Source organism: Curtobacterium sp. MCJR17_055 (genome assembly GCF_003224335.1).
Lineage (GTDB): Bacteria > Actinomycetota > Actinomycetes > Actinomycetales > Microbacteriaceae > Curtobacterium.
On the sequence record NZ_QKLF01000002.1, the window covers coordinates 503,496 to 520,912 of the forward strand.

The following is a 17,417-nucleotide window of genomic DNA, read 5'->3' on the forward strand; positions in this document are numbered from 1 at the left end:
CACCGGGTGGCGGAGGAGGGACCGGTGGCTATCGTGGAACCCATGACCGACGTCGCAGGCACCACCGGAATCCGCACCGACGAACTCGACGAGTCGGTGCGACCGCAGGACGACCTCTACCGGCACGTCAACGGCAGGTGGATCGCCGACACCCCGATCCCGGACGACAAGGCCCGCTACGGGTCCTTCACGGTCCTCGCGGAAGAGGCAGAGGCCGCCGTCCGGACGATCATCGAGCGCGCGCAGACGGCTGAGCCGGGCACCGAGCAGCGGAAGGTGGGCGACCTGTTCACGTCCTTCACGGACGAGGTCGCCCTCGAGTCCGCGGGCTCCGGGCCGATCGAGCCGCTCCTGGCCGACATCGCCGCGATCGAGGACAAGAACGACGTGCTCCGCATGGTCGGTCGCTTCGAGCGGCTCGGGCTGCCGAGCTTCATCCAGCTCTTCGTCGACAACGACCCGGGCGACCCGGACGCCTACATCGTCTTCCTCGAGCAGTCCGGCCTCGGTCTGCCCGACGAGTCGTACTACCGCGAGGACCGGTTCGCCGACATCCGTGAGAAGTACCGCGAGTTCGTCGGGTCGATGTTCCCGCTGGCCGGCTACGACGAGAGCGGCGACCGCACCGAGCACGTGATCGCCCTCGAGACGGCCATCGCGTCGGCACACTGGGACAACGTCGCCACCCGCGACAGCCAGAAGACCTACAACAAGATGCCGTGGGACGAGGTCTCGGCGCTCGCCGAAGGCGTGGACCTCCGCATCTGGTGGGACGCCATCGCCGCACCGGCGGGTGCGTTCGACACGGTCGTGGTCCGGCAGCCCTCGTTCATCACCGGCCTCGCACAGCTCTTCCGCGAGCAGCCGCTGCCCGTCTGGAAGGACTGGCTCTGCTGGCAGGTGATCCGGGCCTCCGCCCCGTACCTGACCAGCGCGTTCTCCGCGACCAGCTTCTCGTTCTACGGCACGGCACTGACGGGTGCGCCGAAGCAGCGTGACCGCTGGAAGCGCGGAGTCTCCCTGGTCGAGGGTGCGATGGGTGAAGCCGTCGGACGGATCTACGTCGAGGAGCACTTCGACGAGACCTCCAAGGCGACGATGGACGACCTCGTCGCGAACCTGGTCGAGGCCTACCGGCAGAGCATCACCGGGCTCGAGTGGATGACCGACGAGACCCGCGCCCGCGCGCTGGACAAGCTCGAGAAGTTCACGCCGAAGATCGGCTACCCCGTGAAGTGGCGCGACTACAGCGCCCTGCCCATCCGGGCGGACGACCTGCTCGCCAACGTCCGCGCGATCGCGTCGTTCCAGGTCGACCGCGAGCTCGGCAAGATCGGGAAGCCGATCGACCGCGACGAGTGGTTCATGACCCCGCAGACGATCAACGCGTACTACAACCCGGGCTTCAACGAGATCGTCTTCCCCGCGGCGATCCTGCAGTTCCCGTTCTTCGAGGCGACCCGCGACGCCGCCGCGAACTACGGCGCGATCGGCGCCGTCATCGGGCACGAGATCGGCCACGGCTTCGACGACCAGGGCTCGCAGTACGACGGCGACGGTCGCCTGCAGAACTGGTGGACCGAGGCCGACCGCCAGGCGTTCGAGGAGCGCACGAAGGCCCTCATCGCGCAGTACGACGCCCTCGTCCCGACCGAGGTGCCGGATGGCCACGTCAACGGCGCCCTCACGATCGGTGAGAACATCGGCGACCTCGGCGGCCTCTCGATCGCGTGGAAGGCGTACCTGATCTCGCTGGACGGCGCCGAGCCCCCCGTGATCGACGGCCTGACGGGTGCCGAGCGGTTCTTCCTGAGCTGGGCGCAGGCCTGGCGCATGGCGATCCGCCCCGAGGAGGCCGCACGCCTGCTCAGCATCGACCCGCACTCGCCGAACGAGTTCCGCTGCAACCAGATCGTGCGCAACATCGACGTGTTCTACGACACCTTCGCCGTCTCCGACAGTGACGCGATGTACCTGGCTCCGGCCGAGCGCGTCGCCATCTGGTGATGGTGGAGCCGGACGCGCCGAACTCGTCGCGCCGGCGCCGCCCGGGACGCCCCTCCGACGACGGCACCACCGCAGGAAGCGGGGGTGCCGCTCGGTCCGGCGGTGGCCGCGCCGGTGGTGGCGGTCGCAGCCGCGGCAAGCACCGGGGAGGTGCGGACGAGCGCTTCACAGCGACGACCGAAGCGCTCGGCGCGATCGCCGTCGACGGCGCCGGGGTGAGCGCGTCGATCATCGACACGTCCACCGGTCGGGCGCTGCTCGCGATCGACGACCGCCTCGTGCAACCGGTGGCGAGCCTCGGACGGGTGCTGCTCCTCATCGAGGTCGCCGCGCAACTCGAGGACGGTCGCCTGCACGGTGACCGCCTCCAGCGGATGGCCCGCGACACCGCGACCGGCGCGGGCCTGTGGCAGTTCCTGCAGGAACCGACCATGCAGGTGTCGGACCTGGCGACCCTGGTCGGCGCCACCGCCGACGCCTGGGCGACGAACGCGCTGCTCACCACGGTCGGGATGGACGCCGTGCGGTCCCGCGCGGAGTCGCTCGGCATCGAACGGACGGCCCTGATCGACCGGGTGCGCGACCGGCGCGGACCCGACGACGCCCCCGACGTGTCCGTCGCCGCCGCGGGTGAACTGAGCTGGCTGTTCCGCGGCCTCGCGCTCGGTGAGGTCGTCGACGAGGCGGTGTCGAACCGGGTGCTCGGCTGGTTGTCGCTCGCCGCCGACCTGTCGCTCGTCGCGGGGTCCTTCGGGCTCGACCCGCTCGCGCACCGGGCCCTCGACCACGGCCTGCAGTCCGTCGCCGTCACCGGTTCCGGACCCGGCGTCCGCGCGGAGGCCGGGGTCCTCCGTGGGCCGGCGTCGTCGGTCTGCTACGCGGTCACGATCCGGTTCGAGGACGACTCGCTGCAGCGCCGCCTCGCGGTCGTCGACGCCCTGCGCACCATGGGGACCGAGGTGCTCGAGGTCGTGCACGCCCCCGCCGAGCGCTGACCCCGTGGGCCTAGCGCATCCTCGCCCCGGCCATCACCCGCGTGACGCGGCCGTCGGCCTCGCGCGTCAGGCCGTGCCACACCCCGACGATGCCGCACACGACGGGGATGCTCACCACGGCGAAGAGCACCCGTTCGGGCATGGAGTCGGGTTCGAGCGGCGTGGGCACGAGGTGCACGAGCCCGAAGACGGCAGGGCTCCCGTGGCGCACGTCCTCCCAGGAGCACACCGCCGCACAGCGACATCGGGCAGGATCGGCAGCGTGCACGTCGACGACGACGTGCCGGACGGAAGGACAGACCCATGGCAGCAGGCAAGCACGAGGCAGCACGCGGCGACGAAGACCGCGCGGACGGCGTGGACGAGCGCGCCGGCGAGTTCGTGGACAGCGAGATCCCCGGCGAGCACCGCGTCGCCGACGACGAACCGGTCGGTGAGTTCGTGTCGAGCGACATCCCCGGCGAACGGCGTCCGGAGTCCGAGGGTGAGCGCGGCGAGTACGTCGAGTCGGACATCCCCGGCGACGTCGAGCCCGGCGGCCCGGAGACGGCCGGCGAGTACACCGACCGCGACCAGTAGCGGCGAGGCGGGCCGACCTCAGTCGACGAGGTCGGCCTGCGTGAGCAGGCGCAGCGTCTCGACCCCGGCGGGCGGGCACCGGCCGGCGTCCGCGGAGGTGACCCACTCCACCTCGTCGACCTCTGCGGAGGCGAGGGGCGTGGCGGTGTCGAGCGCGCCTCCCGGCCGGGCCAGGAACAGCGTCATCGCGACGATCGTCCCCGGTGCCTGCCCGTGCGCCGGCTCGGTCACGGTCGCGAACTCGTCGACGTCGGCGCGCGTGAGCCGCAGCCCGGTCTCCTCGAACGCCTCGCGGACCGCGGCGTCCACGCTGCTCTCGCCGGGCTCGACCTTGCCGCCGGGCAGGTAGAGGACGCCGCGCCCGCGGGCGCGCACCATGAGCACGCGACGGTCGCGGACGAGCAGGAGGGCGCTGACCCGCAGCAGCGGGGCGGCGGCCGGGAGGCCCGGATCGCCCGAGCCGGTCAGCTCGCGTCCGCCTCGTCGTCGCGCACACGCGCGGCCCGGTCGGCGAGGGGCACGACGGCGGACGGCACGTCCGCGACGGGCTCGGGGCGCACCCCGAAGAGTGCGTCGAGCGCGCCGGTGAAGTCGTCGCCCCGACCGGCACGGCCGAGTTCGCGGGCCCGGACCGAGGGGCGGTGCAGGAGCACGCCGACCAGGTGCCGGAGTGCCCGCTCGGTCTGCTCGGCGGACTCGGGGGTGGTGTCGCCGCGCCGCTTCACGCGGTCGATCTCGTCGTCGAGGATGTCGAACACGTGCTTGCGGAGGGCGACGAGGGCGGGGGTGGTCGACTGCTCGAGGGCCTGGGCGCGGAAACGGGACACGGCGTCGTCGACGATCGCGCGTGCTTCGGTCTCGGCGTTCAGCTCGGCGATCGGGGCGTGGATGCTGATTGTCTCGAGGTCGAGCAGTTCGACGCCCTCGACGTCGGCGGCGTCCGGGTGCACGTTGCGGGGGAGGCCGAGGTCGATCACGATGCGGCGGGCACCGTCGTCGAGGTCGCACGCCTCGACGACCGGGACCTCGCTCGACGTGCAGGTGATGACGACGTCGCTCGTGCCGATCGCGGTGCGCAGGTCGGTGGCGGCGACGAGGTCGTGCTTGGCGGCGAACCACGGCGCCCGGCCGGACGGCGAAAAGACCTGGATGTGCTGGGCGCCGCGGTCACGGAGGGCGGCGATGGTGGTGGCGGCGTAGCTGCCGGTCCCGACGAGGAGCACGCGCGTCGCGGCCCAGTCGGTGATCCGCGAGGACGCGAGCTCGAGCCCGAGGCGGACGAGCGACCGGCCGGCGGCGCCGATCCGGGTGCGGGTCTTGACACCGCGGGAGGTGTGCGCGGCCTCCTGGAAGAGCCGTTCGAGGTCCGAGGTGGTGGTGCCGTTCCGGCGCGCGTCCTCGAGGGCCCGGCGGACCTGTCCGGAGATCTCGGTCTCGCCGACGACGACGGACTCGAGCCCGCTCGACACGGCGAAGAGGTGCTGCACGACGTCTCCGCCGCCGAGCACCTGCACGGCGTCGAGGACCTCGTCGGCCTGCAGCTCGCTCGCCGCCGAGACGGCCTCGACGGTGGCGCGGACGGCTGCGTCGTCGTCGCCCGCGATGTCGAGGTAGGCCTCGAACCGGTTGCACGTGGCGAGGACCACGGCGCCGTCGAGGACGTCCGAGTCCGTGACGAGGTGGCTGGCCGCCGCGGGTGCTCCGATGCTCAGACGCTCCAGGAGGTCGAAGCTGGCGTTGCGATGCGACGCCGTGAGACAGATGAGCACGTGTTCAATGGTAACCCCGGTGCCCCGAGCACCGGGTCGGGGAGCCGTCCTGTTCGCGGTGCGAGAATCATCCGGTGACCGACGCGCTCCCGACCACCCATCCGCTCGCCGACGGCCGCACCACGGGCTCGCGGCTCGTCCGTGCCCTCCGTGGGGACCGGCCGGAGACGCTGCCGGTGTGGTTCATGCGGCAGGCCGGCCGGTCGTTGCCGGAGTACCGGGAGCTCCGCGTCGGGACGGCGATGCTCGACGCGTGTCTCGACCCGGCCCTCGCGTCCGAGATCACCCTGCAGCCGGTCCGTCGGCACGGGGTCGACGCCGGCATCTTCTTCAGCGACATCGTCGTGCCGATCAAGCTCGCGGGCGTGGACGTCGAGATCGTCCCCGGTCGTGGTCCGGTCCTCGGGTCGCCCGTCCGGACGGCGGCGGACGTGGACGCCCTGCGTCCGCTCGAGGCGGAGGCCCTGGCCCCGATCACCGAGGCGGTCGCCCGGACGGTCGCCGAGCTCGGCAGCACGCCGCTGATCGGCTTCGCGGGCGCGCCCTTCACACTGGCCGCGTACCTGGTCGAGGGCGGCCCGTCGAAGGACCACATCCGGGCCCGCACGATGATGCACGCCGAGCCGGAGACCTGGGCACGGCTGCTCGACTGGGCCGCCGACGTGTCGGGGGCGTTCCTCCGTGCCCAGGTGCTCGCCGGTGCCTCGGCCGCGCAGCTCTTCGACTCGTGGGTCGGGTCGCTGTCCCGCGCGGACTACGTCTCCCGCGTCGCTCCGCACTCGGCGCGGGCACTGTCCCACGTGACCGACCTCGGCGTCCCGCGCATCCACTTCGGCGTCGGCAGCGGCGAGGTCCTGGCCGACATGGCGACCGTCGGCGGCTCCGTCGGTGCGGTGGACGCGGTCGGCGTGGACTGGCGGCTGCCCCTCGACGAGGCCGTGCAGCGCGTCGGCGGTGACGTGACCGTGCAGGGGAACATCGACCCGGCGATGCTCTCGGCCCCGTGGCCGGTCCTCGAGGCGCACGTCCGTGACGTCGTCCGCCGCGGAGGCGTTGCCCGTGCGCACGTCGTGAACCTCGGCCACGGCGTCCCGCCCGAGACCGACCCGACCGTGCTGACCCGCGTCGTCGAGCTCGTGCACGCACTGGGCGACGGCACCGACGTCGGGACCGACGGGACCGACCGGGCCGCGTCGTGACCGAGGTCGTCGTGGTCGGCGGCGGGGTCGCCGGGCTCGTCGCCGCGCGTGACCTGGCGAAGGGCGGCGCCCACGTCGTGCTGCTCGAGGCCTCGGGCGTGCTCGGCGGGATGATCCGACGGCACACGGTCGCGGGCCTCGACCTGGACATGGCGGCGGACTCGTTCGCGACCCGGACGGATGCCGTGTCCTCGCTCGCGGTCGAACTCGGTCTCGGCAACGACATCGTCTCCCCGGACCCGCGGGGTGCGTGGCTGATGACCCGCGACGGGCGGACCGCGCCGATCCCGTCGACCGGCCTGCTCGGGATCCCGGGCACCCCGATGGCCGCGGACGTCATCGCGGTCGTCGGTGGTGCCGGCGCCCTCCGCGCACAGATGGACGCGCTGCTGCCCTCGCCGGTGGGCGCACGGGCGACGTCGCTCGGCGCGATGGTCCGGAGCCGGATGGGCGCGAAGGTCCTCGACGACCTGGTCGTCCCGGTCGTGGCCGGCGTGCACTCGACGCACCCCGACGACCTCGACCCGGACCGCGTGGCGCCCGGGCTCCGTGCCGCCCTGCAGCGCGAGGGTTCGTTGGCCCGTGCGGTGCTCGCCCTCCGGAAGCGTGCCGTCGCCGGGTCCGCCGTGCAGGGGCTCCGAGGCGGCATCGCGCGGCTCGTCGACGAGCTCGTCGCCGACCTCGACACGTACCGCGTCGACGTGCGGCTGCACACGCGGGCCACCTCCGTCGGACGAGCGGCGGTCGAGACCGTGTCGGCGGACGGCACGACCGAGCGGCTGGCGGCGGACCACGTCCTCGCGACGGTCGCCGACCCGGCCCGGACGGCGGCTCCGCGTCGGTCCGGCATCGAGCTCGTCACCCTGGTCGTGGACCGGCCCGAGCTGGACGCTGCACCCCGCGGCACCGGGATGCTCGTGCACCCCGCCGCGACCGGCGTCGCCGCGAAGGCGCTCACGCACGCGACGGTCAAGTGGCCCTGGCTGGCGGAGCGGGCGGCCGGGAGGCACGTGCTGCGGCTCAGCTACGCCCTGCCCCCGGCAGGCGCGGACCAGGCGACCGGCGCTGCCGGCGCGACGAACGCGGACGAGGTGGCCACGAGCCTCCCGGTCGACCCCGCCGGTGCGGTGAGCGCACGGGCGACGACGGACGCGACCGCGCTGCTCGGCCTGCCCGTCCGTCCGGAGCACGTCGTCGGCGCGGCCCGCGTCCGCTGGCACGGACCGGACGCCGAGGCCGCCGGGCTGGCGGAGGGCGTGGTCGGGATCGGTGAGGCGTCCTCTGGGCGAGGGCTGTCCGGCATCGTCACCGCTGCCCGGGCGGCTGCTGAGCGCATCCTGGATTCCTGAGCGGACCGCTGACCCTCCGAGGGCTACTGTTGGGGGAACCGTCGGACACATGCCGATCGGTGCATGACCACGCACGGTGCCTTCACAGCACACTGACCCAACGGAGGAATCGCTCATGCGAGGAAAGCTCCTGTTCGTCGCCGGCGCAGCACTCGGGTACGTCCTGGGATCGCGAGCCGGACGGGCGCGGTACGAGCAGATCAAGACCGTCAGCGGCAAGATCTGGAACAGCAACGGCGTCCAGAAGAGCGTGAACCAGGTCGAGGACTTCGTGTCCGACCGCACGCCCGACGTCGCCGACTTCATCGGTGAGCAGACCAAGAAGGTCGTCCGCAAGGTGAGCTCGAAGGCGTCGTCCGGCAAGGGCTCGCAGATCTCATGACCGACACACGCGACCGGAAGTCGCGGTCGCTGTTCGGCCTCGTGAAGGACGTCCCCGACCTCGTCAAGGACCTGGTCAAGGGGGAGATCGCCCTCCTCAAGGCCGAGATGATCGGCAAGGCGAAGGTCTTCGCGGTCGCCGCGGGCATCCTCGTCGCCGCGCTGGTGATCGTGCTGTACGCGATCGGCGTGCTCCTCACCGCAGCGGTGATGGGCCTCGCCACGGTGATGCCCGCGTGGCTCGCCGCGCTGCTGCTCGCCGTCCTCATGCTGATCGTCGCGGCGATCCTCGGGTTCATCGGGTGGAAGCGGCTCAAGAAGGGCCTGCCGGTCACGCCGAAGCGCACCATCGCGAGCGTCAAGAACGACGTCAACGCGGTGAAGGGCCTCGGCCGGAAGCCCACCCCCGAGACGCTCCGTGCGTCACGGAAGCCGGACGTCGACGGCCGGTTCTGACGCCCGTCATCCCCACGACTCCCTCGGAGGACCAGTGACCGACCCCCAGCACGACGACCAGTCGAAGATCGCCGACCGCGTCGCTGCGACCCGTGCCCAGCTCTTCGACACCCTCGACGCGATCGAGGACAAGCTGAACGTGCCGAAGCAGCTCGGCATCGCCGCGTCGAAGGTCAAGCGTGGCGTCGACGCGAACCCGGTGCCCTACCTGGCCGGGCTCGCAGCGGGAGTGGCAGTGGTCGGGGGTATCGTCGTAGCGGTGCTCCGACGGCGGTGATCCACACGCGGCGAGCCTTCGCGAGCCGCAGTGGACGATCGTCCCGGACACCCGCTCGGCGAAGGGGGCCGGCGAACCACACCCCCGGCGAACGTGGAGGACGACCGATCCATGAGCACTGACGTGCCCACCCCAGCAACTCCCGCAGCACCAGCGGCCAGTACAGCGCACGAGACGGACCCGGCTTCCGGAATCGACCCGAACCTGCTCACGGCCTACGCCCTCTGGGCGGTCTTCCGCCGCCCGGTCGGCGCCGTCCGACCCGGCGGTGCGGATGCGGTCGCGGAACTCGACGCGGTCGTCTCCGCGGCTGCCGAGCGCGGCGTCACCATCCGCGGCTTCTACGACGTCTCCGGCTTCCGGGCCGACGCGGACGTCATGATCTGGCTGCACGGCGACGACGCACAGGCGATCCAGGCGGTCCTCCGCGAGATCCGCCGCACGGCCCTCTTCGCCGAGGCCGAGCCGGTCTGGCACGCCATGGCCATGCACCGGGAAGCCGAGTTCAACAAGCGGCACACCCCGGCGTTCCTGCGCGGCAAGGACCCGGAGCCGTGGATCACGGTGTACCCCTTCGTGCGCTCGTACGAGTGGTACCTGCTGCCCGAGGAAGAGCGTTCGAAGATGCTGCGCGACCACGGCATCGCCGGCGCGAAGTACCGCCGCGTCCTGACGAACACCATCGCGTCCTTCGCCCTCGGTGACTACGAGTGGATCCTGCCGCTCGAGAGCCCGGACCTGGTCGACCTCGTCGACCTCATGCGCGACCTCCGCTACACCGAGGCCCGCATGCACGTCCGCGAGGAAGTGCCCTTCTACACGGGTCGTCGCGTGACGACCGCCGAACTCCCGGAGGTGCTGTCATGACCGACACCAGCATGATCACGAACGGCCAGCCCGTCCTCGCCGCCACCGCTGCGGCCGCGTCCGGCCCGGAGCACGTCGAGGTGCCGACCGCGTACGACGCGATCCTGCTCGCCGGCTTCGGTGGGCCCGAGGGTCAGGACGACGTCATCCCGTTCCTCCGCAACGTCACGCGCGGTCGCGGCATCCCGGACGAGCGTCTGGAAGAGGTGGCGCACCACTACCGCCACTTCGGCGGCGTCAGCCCGATCAACGCCCAGAACCGTGCGCTCAAGGCCGCGCTCGAGGCCGAGCTCGCCTCGCGGGGCATCGACATGCCCGTCCTCTGGGGCAACCGCAACTGGGAGCCCTACCTCGAAGAGGCGTTCACCGAGGCGGCCGACAAGGGCTACAACAAGCTCATCGCGATCGCCACGAGCGCGTACTCGTCGTTCTCGAGCTGCCGTCAGTACCGCGAGGACTACGCCCGCGTGCTCGACGAGACCGGTCTGATCGACACGATCCAGATCGACAAGGTCCGCCAGTTCTTCGACCACCCCGGCTTCGTCCGGCCGTTCATCGACGGGGTCCGCGACGGACTGGCCCGCGCGATCGCCGAGAACGACGGCCTCGACGTCGCGACGGAGCTCCAGGTGCTGTTCTCCACGCACTCGATCCCGTCGACCGACGCCGCCCGCTCCGGCCCCGACTACCGGGGCTTCGACGAGCACGGTGCGTACGAGGCGCAGCACCTCGCCGTCGGGCAGGTCGTCCTCGACCAGGCGTGGGCGGAACTGCTCGAGCAGCCCGAGCACGCGCACCTGCAGGGCACGTCGAAGCCCGCCTGGAAGCTCGTCTACCAGTCGCGCTCGGGTCCCCCGACGCAGCCGTGGCTCGAGCCCGACATCAACGACTACATGAACGAGGAGCTCAAGGGCGGCCCCACCCGCGCCGTGCTGATCGTCCCGCTCGGCTTCGTGAGCGACCACATGGAGGTCATGTGGGACCTCGACGAGGAAGCCACCGAGACCGCCGGCGAGCTCGGCTTCTGGTCGCTCCGCACGCAGACCCCCGGGGTCGACCCGGCCTACGTGTCCGGTCTCGTCGACCTCGTGCTCGAGCGGGTCAACGGCACGCCGACCGCCGAGCGTCCGCACATGACCGACATCGGCCCCTGGTACGACGTGTGCCGCCCGGGGTGCTGCGAGAACGTGCGAGCGGGGTTCAAGCCCGCAGCCGCCGGCGTCGCTCCGTGACCGAGGCGACCGCGGACCACCCCAGCACTCCGGCGACCGACGGCCCGGCCCCGATCCGGCTCGGCACCCGTGCCAGCCGACTGGCGGTCGCCCAGTCGCAGGACGTCGCCGACCGCCTGGCGAAGGCCGCCGGCCGTCCGGTGGAACTCGTCACCGTGACGAGCGAGGGCGACACGAACCGGGCCTCCCTGGCGTCCCTCGGCGGTACCGGCGTCTTCGCGTCCGCGCTGCGCGAGGCGCTCGTGGCGGGCGAGGTGGACGTCCTCGTGCACTCGCTGAAGGACCTGCCGACCGCGCCGTACCCGGGCCTGACGATCGGCGCCGTGCCGAAGCGTGCCGACGCTCGTGACGTCCTCGTGGCGCGGAACGGCGCCACGGTCGAGACCCTGCCCGAGGGCGCGAAGGTCGGCACGGGGTCGCCCCGCCGTGTCGCGCAGCTCAAGGCGGACCGGCCGGACCTGGACGTCGTCGACATCCGCGGCAACATCGACACCCGGCTCGCCCGTGTGGAGGACGACCTGGACGCGGTCGTGCTCGCGGCCGCCGGGCTCGGACGCATCGGACGGCTCGATGCCGCGACCGAGCTGCTCGACCTCGGGTTCTGGCCGAGTGCTCCCGGTCAGGGCGCGCTCGCGGTCGAGATCCGCACGGACGAGGACGACCGCAACCTGCTCGCCGCGCTGCGGAAGATCGAACACGCCCCGACCCGCCTGACCGTCACCGCCGAGCGCGAGGTGCTCGCCAAGCTCGAGGCCGGCTGCTCCGCACCGATCGGCGCGACCGCGGTCGTCGACGCCGAGATGCTCCTCGTCTCGGCGACGGTCTACCGCCCCGACGGCTCCGAGTACCGGACCGCGTCGCACGCGGCCGTGCTCGACGGGTCGGCGCAGGACCGCCTCGACGAAGCCCTGTCCGTCGCCGACCGGGTCGCCGCCGAGCTGCTCGAGAACGGTGCCGCCGAGCTGGCCGACCTGTCGAGCTCCGCCGGGTCGGACTCGGCCGAGCACGACGCCGGGCACACCGTCGGCCCCAGCCTCGACACCCCCGGTACCGAGGGGCCGTCCGACACGTCCGCCACCACGACCGAGTAGGGCGACGATCACCACGGACACCACGCGGGACGACACGACCGGGCACCGGCCCGTGGTCGTCGTCCCGCGCGGTGGCTCCTGGGGTGCGCGGGTCGCCGCGGCGGCCGCGGCCCGCGGGCTCGACCCGCGCATCGTCCCGCTCGTCACCGACGCGCCGCCGCTCGACGCCGGTCCCCTCGACCGGATGGTCGCGCGGCTCGCGGCGGCCGCCCCGCCCCGGCTCCCGGTGCCGGCCGCCCCGCCCCGGTTCCCGAATTCCGGAACCTCGAGGCGTCAGGTTCCGACATCGTGGAACCTCGACGACCCGCACGCGGCGAGTCGTCGCACCTCGACGGCGCAGGCGCCGGTCGAGCGGGCGACGACTGGCTCGTGGTGACCAGCGCGACCACCGTGCGGGTGCTCGCGGAACGCCTGCCGGGCCTCCCGGCCGGGGTCCGCGTCGCCGCCGTCGGCGAGGTGACCGCCCGCGCGGCCCGCGCCGTCGGGTGGACCGTCGACCTCGTGCCGGACGACCACTCGGCAGCCGGACTCGTGCGGGCGCTCCCGGCGGACGCCCGACTCGTCCTCCACCCGCGCTCCGACCTGGCCGCACCCACCCTCGTCGACGGCCTGCGGGCCAGGGGCATCGACGTGTCAGAGGTGGTCGCGTACCGTACGGTCGGGACCGGTGACGCGCCGATCCCGGGCGACCCCGCGCCGGACATCGTCCTCGTGACGAGCGGCAGCATCGCCCGCGAAGTCGCTCGTCGTCTCACCCCCCTCGACCCCCGCACCCGGATCGCCTGCATCGGCCCCGGCACCGCCGACGAGGCCCGCGCCGCCGGCCTGCCGGTGGACGTCGTCGCCGCTGAACGGTCCGCAGAAGCCCTCCTCGACGCCGTCGTCGAGGCCCTCGACCCATCCACCCCCGAACAGGAAGGCCACCCGTGACCGGCCGCTTCCCCCAGGTCCGCCCCCGACGTCTCCGCGCCACCCCCGCAATGCGTCGTCTCGTCGCCGAGACCCGGCTCCACCCCGCCGAGCTCGTGCTGCCGATGTTCATCCGCGAAGGCGCCACCGACGCGATCGACATCTCGAGCATGCCCGGGGTGCAGCAGCACTCCCTCGACTCGTTCCGCCGTGCACTGCACGAGGCCGCGTCGGTCGGCATCGGCGGCGTGAACCTGTTCGGCGTCCCGCAGCACAAGGACGCGGTCGGCTCCGGCGCGACCGACCCGGACGGCATCCTCAACGTCGCGATCCGCGTGGCGAAGGAAGAGGTCGGGGACGCCCTCGTCGTGCAGTCCGACCTGTGCCTCGACGAGTTCACCGACCACGGGCACTGCGGTGTCCTCGCGGCGGACGGCTCGGTCGACAACGACGCGACGCTGCTCCGCTACCGGGACATGGCGGTCGCCCAGGCCGAGGCCGGCGCCGAGCTCGTCTGCCTGAGCGGCATGATGGACGGCCAGATCGCCGCCGCGCGGGACGCGCTCGACGTCTCCGGGCACTCCGGCACCGCGCTGCTCGCCTACGCGGCCAAGTACGCCTCGGCGTTCTACGGGCCGTTCCGGGAGGCCGTCGCGAGCACCCTGCAGGGTGACCGCCGCACGTACCAGCTCGACTCCGGCAACGGGCGCGAGGGCCTCCGCGAGGTCGAGCAGGACATCGAGGAGGGCGCCGACATCGTCATGGTGAAGCCCGCGATGAGCTACCTCGACGTCCTCGCCCGCACGGCCGACACCTCACCGGTGCCGGTCTGGGCGTACCAGATCTCCGGCGAGTACGCGATGATCACCGCCGCCGCCCAGAACGGGTGGATCGACCGGGACGCCGCCGCGATGGAGGCCCTCATCGGCATCAAGCGCGCCGGCGCCGACGCGGTCCTCACCTACTTCGCCGTCGACATGGCCCGCAAGCTCAACGAGGAGGCCGGCCTGCGCACCTCCGGCAGCTCGGCGGACGTCGCCGGCATCGCACCGACCGGGAAGGCACCCGAATGACCACGACGACGACCACCAACGACGACCTGTTCGGCCGCGCGAAGGACAGCATCCCCGGCGGCGTGAACTCGCCGGTGCGTGCCTACGGCTCGGTCGGCGGGACGCCCCGCTTCCTGGTGTCCGCGAAGGGCGCCACCGTCACCGACGCCGAGGGTCGCGAGTACGTCGACCTCGTCGCCTCGTGGGGCCCGGCGATCCTCGGCCACGCGCACCCCGGCACGGTCGAGGCCGTGCAGCAGGCGGCGGCCCGGGGTCTGTCGTTCGGTGCCTCCACGCCCGGGGAGACCGAACTCGCGGAGCTCGTGAAGCAGCGCGTGCAGGTGGACGGCGACGGTCCGATCGAGAAGATCCGCATGGTGTCCACGGGCACCGAGGCGACCATGACGGCGATCCGCCTGGCCCGCGGCTACACCGGCCGGGACCTGCTCGTGAAGTTCGCCGGGCACTACCACGGCCACTCGGACTCGCTCCTGGCCGAGGCCGGTTCGGGCGTCGCCACGCTCGCACTCCCCGGCAGCGCGGGCATCACCGCCGAGACCGCCGCGCAGACGCTGGTGCTGCCGTACAACGACCTGGACGCCGTCCGTCGCGCCTTCGACGAGCACTCGGAGCGCATCGCGGCCGTGATCGTCGAGGGCGCCCCCGCGAACATGGGCGTCCTCGCCCCGGAGCGCGGGTTCAACCGGGCCCTGGCACAGATCACGCAGGCGCACGGCGCGCTGCTCATCGTCGACGAGGTCCTGACGGGCTTCCGTGTCGGCCCGGCCGGCTGGTGGGGGCTCGAAGCGGACGGCACCGTGCCCGAGGGGACGGGGTGGAAGCCCGACCTCGTCACCTACGGCAAGGTCATCGGCGGCGGCATGCCCCTCGCCGCACTCGGCGGGCGCCGCGAGGTCATGGACTTCCTCGCCCCGCTCGGCCCCGTGTACCAGGCGGGCACGCTGTCCGGGAACCCGCTCGCGGTGGCCGCGGGCATCGCCACGCTCCGGGCCGCGACCGCCGACGTCTACGCGCACCTCGACCGGACGGCGGACGTCGTCTCCCGGGCCACGAGCGAGGCGCTCGCGGCCGAGGGCGTCGCACACACCGTCCAGCACGCCGGGAACCTGTTCTCGTTCGCGTTCCTGGACACCCCGCCGCGGGACTACGACGACGTCCGCGCGCAGGAGGCCTTCCGGTACGCGGCGTTCTTCCACAGCATGCTCGACTCCGGCGTGACCCTGCCGCCGAGCGTGTACGAGGCGTGGTTCCTCACCGCCGCGCACGACGAGCGCGCGGTGTCGCAGATCCTCGACGCGCTGCCGGCTGCCGCGAAGGCGGCCGCTGCCGCGACCGAGTAGCCGGCCGACGACGGACGGGAGGCGCGATCCGGAGGGGCCGCGCCTCCCGTCGGTCCGTCCGCAAGGTGCGCGAGACGCCGCCGTCCGCCCGTGACGGAGGCGTCTGCCCGTGACGCCGCCGAGTGCGCGAGACGCCGCCCTGTTCGACGGCGTGCTGCGACGAAGGAGGCGTCCGTCACTGACGGGGGCGTCTCGTGGCCGCGCGACGACCGCGGTCGCGCGACCGGTCCGTGCCAGCCGGGAGGCCCGCCCGCCTCAATCGGCCCGTCGTGCGTGCCAGCGCCCACCGCTGCGCTCGACCGCCAGCGGGAAGTCGAACGCGGCCGACACCAGCGCCGAGGTGATGACCTCGTCCGCCGGCCCCTGCGCCACGACGCCCCCGTCGCGGAGGAGCATCGCGTGCGAGGTCGAGGCCGGCAGGTCCTCCAGGTGGTGGGTGACCATCACGCTGCCGAGCTCCGGCTGCCGGACACGGAGGGCGTCGACGGTCTCGAGCAGGTGCTCCCGTGCGGCGACGTCGAGTCCGGTCGCGGGTTCGTCGAGCAGCAGCAGCCGCGGGTCGGACAGCAGCGCCCGGGCGATGAGCGCACGTCCCCGTTCGCCCTGCGACAGCACCGGCCATCGGGCGTCGCGGCGCGCGGTGAGTCCGACGTCGGCGACGAGCTGCTCGGCACGGACGAGGTCGTCGGCCGTCGGCTCCCACCGCGTCATGAGGTCGGTCGTCCCGGTGCGCCCGGTCAGCACGGTCTCGAGGACGGTCAGCGGCGACAGCATCCGGTGCCGAGGGTCGACGTGCCCGATGTGCTCGCGGAGCTCACGGACGTCGACACGTCCGAGCTGTCGACCGAGCACCTCGACGTGGCCGGCGGTCGGGTGCCCGGTGGCGCCGAGCACCGCGAGCAGGGTCGACTTGCCGGCGCCGTTCGAGCCGAGCAGCGCCCAGTGCTCCCCGCTGCGGACGGTGAGGTCCACGTCGTGCAGCAGGTCGCGTCCGCTGCGGGTGACACGGAGGGCGGTGGCGCGGAGCAGGACGTCGGTCACGTCTCCATCCTCGCGCAGGACACAGGACGCAGGACGGCCCCGCCACATGGGGTGGCGGGGCCGACCGGTCGCCGGATCAGGCCTCTGCGGCCTTCGCCGCCCGTGCCGTCGCGAGGTGCTCGGCCATGGCGCGACCGAGCCCGCGCACGAGTGCGCCGCCGGCCTCTCCGTCGCGGCCCTTCGCGGCGGCACGGAAGCCGTCGAGCGCGTCCGCGACGTCCCAGAACACGAACTCGGGCTCACCGATGCGGACGAACTTCGCGCGGTTCAGCAGCGACTCGCTCGTCTTCACCAGGAGCTCGTTGCCCGACTTGGCGACCATGAACGCGATCGCCTTGTCGATGTCGTCGTTCAGGGCGCGGTCCTCGGCCTCGGCGTGCGTGCGCATGTCGTCGAGGATCTTGCCGAACGCCTTGACGTCGGCGTCCTCGAAGCGGGGGAACGACCAGCGGGCGGCGAGCTCACCGATGCCGAACAGCACCTGGAAGGCGTCGTCGTACTGCTCGCGGGTGGGGGAGGCGACGCGCGTGTAGCGGTTCGCCTCCATCTCGACCAGGCCGTAGTCGACCAGCTTCGCGATCGCCTCGCGGATGGGGGTGCGACTCACACCAAGCCAGGCGACCAGCTCGTCGTCGTTGAGGCGTTCCCCGGCCTGCAGGGTGCCGTCCTGGATCGCGGCGAGCATCTTCTCGAGGACGACGTCGCGGAGGAGCTTCCGGGGCGAGTTCTCGACGGTCGACTTGGGTACCGGCATCCGGGTCTCCTCAATGAAGGTGTTCGGTACTCAAATCCTAACGTGACATTGTGCAAACGCTTGCTAAGCAGCAGGCGCAGGAGCGGGAGTCGCCGCCA

General features: G+C 72.7%; 19 protein-coding genes. 14 read left to right on the plus strand and 5 right to left on the minus strand.

All coding sequences use genetic code 11. The features are described 5' to 3' along the window. Positions 1–42 precede the first annotated feature (42 nt). On the plus strand, positions 43–2,007 hold the full coding sequence (locus DEJ16_RS06420) for a M13 family metallopeptidase (RefSeq protein ID WP_110825724.1): 1,965 nt from the start codon (positions 43–45) through the stop codon (positions 2,005–2,007). After that, positions 2,007–3,002: a serine hydrolase gene (locus tag DEJ16_RS06425; RefSeq protein WP_110825723.1), complete on the plus strand. Its 996-nt coding sequence runs from the start codon at positions 2,007–2,009 to the stop codon at positions 3,000–3,002. Before DEJ16_RS06420 ends, DEJ16_RS06425 begins: the two co-directional genes overlap by 1 nt. A 10-nt stretch (positions 3,003–3,012) precedes the next feature. Here DEJ16_RS06425 and DEJ16_RS15500 read toward each other — a convergent pair whose 3' ends face one another. Further along, complete coding sequence (locus DEJ16_RS15500) at positions 3,013–3,213, minus strand: hypothetical protein (RefSeq protein ID WP_146232830.1); 201 nt, start codon at positions 3,211–3,213, stop codon at positions 3,013–3,015. A 92-nt stretch (positions 3,214–3,305) separates the two neighbouring features. On the opposite strand from DEJ16_RS15500, the gene DEJ16_RS06435 reads away from it, so the two are divergent. Further along, positions 3,306–3,581 (plus strand): hypothetical protein, encoded by a 276-nt coding sequence (locus DEJ16_RS06435; RefSeq protein ID WP_110889459.1) that lies wholly within the window; start codon positions 3,306–3,308, stop codon positions 3,579–3,581. An 18-nt stretch (positions 3,582–3,599) separates the two neighbouring features. Here the strand turns inward: DEJ16_RS06435 and DEJ16_RS06440 are convergent, their stop codons facing one another. Together DEJ16_RS06440 and DEJ16_RS06445 are read right to left on the minus strand one after the other, a co-directional pair. Beyond that, on the minus strand, positions 3,600–4,049 hold the full coding sequence (locus tag DEJ16_RS06440) for an NUDIX domain-containing protein (protein ID WP_258365865.1): 450 nt from the start codon (positions 4,047–4,049) through the stop codon (positions 3,600–3,602). After that, positions 4,046–5,350, minus strand: a complete 1,305-nt coding sequence (locus DEJ16_RS06445) for a glutamyl-tRNA reductase (protein ID WP_110825720.1) — start codon at positions 5,348–5,350, stop codon at positions 4,046–4,048. Before DEJ16_RS06445 ends, DEJ16_RS06440 begins: the two co-directional genes overlap by 4 nt. 74 nt (positions 5,351–5,424) lie before the next feature. Here DEJ16_RS06445 and hemE point away from each other — a divergent pair, with 74 nt between their 5' ends. The 11 genes from hemE (at position 5,425) to hemL (ending at position 15,524) form a co-directional block, all read left to right on the plus strand. Continuing rightward, positions 5,425–6,549 (plus strand): uroporphyrinogen decarboxylase, encoded by a 1,125-nt coding sequence (gene hemE, locus DEJ16_RS06450; protein WP_110825719.1) that lies wholly within the window; start codon positions 5,425–5,427, stop codon positions 6,547–6,549. Beyond that, positions 6,546–7,898, plus strand: a complete 1,353-nt coding sequence (locus DEJ16_RS06455) for an NAD(P)/FAD-dependent oxidoreductase (RefSeq protein ID WP_110825718.1) — start codon at positions 6,546–6,548, stop codon at positions 7,896–7,898. Before hemE ends, DEJ16_RS06455 begins: the two co-directional genes overlap by 4 nt. Before the next feature lie 115 nt (positions 7,899–8,013). Then, entirely contained in the window at positions 8,014–8,280 is a 267-nt protein-coding gene (locus DEJ16_RS06460; RefSeq protein WP_110825717.1) for a hypothetical protein, read from the plus strand. Continuing rightward, positions 8,277–8,735, plus strand: a complete 459-nt coding sequence (locus tag DEJ16_RS06465; RefSeq protein ID WP_110825716.1) for a phage holin family protein — start codon at positions 8,277–8,279, stop codon at positions 8,733–8,735. Before DEJ16_RS06460 ends, DEJ16_RS06465 begins: the two co-directional genes overlap by 4 nt. A gap of 34 nt (positions 8,736–8,769) precedes the next feature. Then, entirely contained in the window at positions 8,770–9,012 is a 243-nt protein-coding gene (locus DEJ16_RS06470; RefSeq protein ID WP_181419485.1) for a DUF3618 domain-containing protein, read from the plus strand. Positions 9,013–9,123: 111 nt separating this feature from the next. Further along, entirely contained in the window at positions 9,124–9,879 is a 756-nt protein-coding gene (gene hemQ / locus DEJ16_RS06475; RefSeq protein ID WP_110825714.1) for a hydrogen peroxide-dependent heme synthase, read from the plus strand. Beyond that, on the plus strand, positions 9,876–11,111 hold the full coding sequence (locus DEJ16_RS06480) for a ferrochelatase (RefSeq protein ID WP_181419486.1): 1,236 nt from the start codon (positions 9,876–9,878) through the stop codon (positions 11,109–11,111). Before hemQ ends, DEJ16_RS06480 begins: the two co-directional genes overlap by 4 nt. Next, a complete protein-coding gene (hemC, locus tag DEJ16_RS06485; protein WP_258365846.1) occupies positions 11,108–12,202 on the plus strand; it encodes a hydroxymethylbilane synthase in 1,095 nt (364 codons plus the stop codon). The genes DEJ16_RS06480 and hemC overlap by 4 nt, the downstream gene beginning before the upstream one ends. A 288-nt stretch (positions 12,203–12,490) precedes the next feature. Continuing rightward, positions 12,491–13,132 (plus strand): uroporphyrinogen-III synthase, encoded by a 642-nt coding sequence (locus tag DEJ16_RS06490; protein ID WP_181419487.1) that lies wholly within the window; start codon positions 12,491–12,493, stop codon positions 13,130–13,132. After that, positions 13,129–14,184 carry a porphobilinogen synthase gene (hemB, locus tag DEJ16_RS06495; RefSeq protein ID WP_110825712.1) on the plus strand — a complete coding sequence of 352 codons (1,056 nt, stop codon included), beginning with the start codon at positions 13,129–13,131 and terminating at the stop codon, positions 14,182–14,184. Before DEJ16_RS06490 ends, hemB begins: the two co-directional genes overlap by 4 nt. Next, positions 14,181–15,524 (plus strand): glutamate-1-semialdehyde 2,1-aminomutase, encoded by a 1,344-nt coding sequence (gene hemL / locus DEJ16_RS06500; RefSeq protein WP_110825711.1) that lies wholly within the window; start codon positions 14,181–14,183, stop codon positions 15,522–15,524. The genes hemB and hemL overlap by 4 nt, the downstream gene beginning before the upstream one ends. Positions 15,525–15,779: 255 nt before the next feature. Here the strand turns inward: hemL and DEJ16_RS06505 are convergent, their stop codons facing one another. Together DEJ16_RS06505 and DEJ16_RS06510 are read right to left on the minus strand one after the other, a co-directional pair. Next, positions 15,780–16,565, minus strand: coding sequence for an ABC transporter ATP-binding protein (locus DEJ16_RS06505; protein WP_110825710.1), 786 nt, complete (start codon positions 16,563–16,565; stop codon positions 15,780–15,782). Positions 16,566–16,641: 76 nt separating this feature from the next. Then, complete coding sequence (locus DEJ16_RS06510) at positions 16,642–17,319, minus strand: GntR family transcriptional regulator (RefSeq protein WP_110825709.1); 678 nt, start codon at positions 17,317–17,319, stop codon at positions 16,642–16,644. Between the last annotated feature and the right edge of the window lie 98 nt (positions 17,320–17,417).

Coding starts and splice junctions, on each gene's coding strand:
- DEJ16_RS06420 (WP_110825724.1), top strand. CDS start 43: ATGACCGACGTCGCAGGCACCACCGGAATCCGCACCGACGAACTCGAC.
- DEJ16_RS06425 (WP_110825723.1), top strand. CDS start 2,007: ATGGTGGAGCCGGACGCGCCGAACTCGTCGCGCCGGCGCCGCCCGGGA.
- DEJ16_RS06435 (WP_110889459.1), top strand. CDS start 3,306: ATGGCAGCAGGCAAGCACGAGGCAGCACGCGGCGACGAAGACCGCGCG.
- DEJ16_RS06460 (WP_110825717.1), top strand. CDS start 8,014: ATGCGAGGAAAGCTCCTGTTCGTCGCCGGCGCAGCACTCGGGTACGTC.
- DEJ16_RS06465 (WP_110825716.1), top strand. CDS start 8,277: ATGACCGACACACGCGACCGGAAGTCGCGGTCGCTGTTCGGCCTCGTG.
- hemQ (WP_110825714.1), top strand. CDS start 9,124: ATGAGCACTGACGTGCCCACCCCAGCAACTCCCGCAGCACCAGCGGCC.
- DEJ16_RS06480 (WP_181419486.1), top strand. CDS start 9,876: ATGACCGACACCAGCATGATCACGAACGGCCAGCCCGTCCTCGCCGCC.
- hemL (WP_110825711.1), top strand. CDS start 14,181: ATGACCACGACGACGACCACCAACGACGACCTGTTCGGCCGCGCGAAG.
- DEJ16_RS06510 (WP_110825709.1), bottom strand. CDS start 17,319: ATGCCGGTACCCAAGTCGACCGTCGAGAACTCGCCCCGGAAGCTCCTC.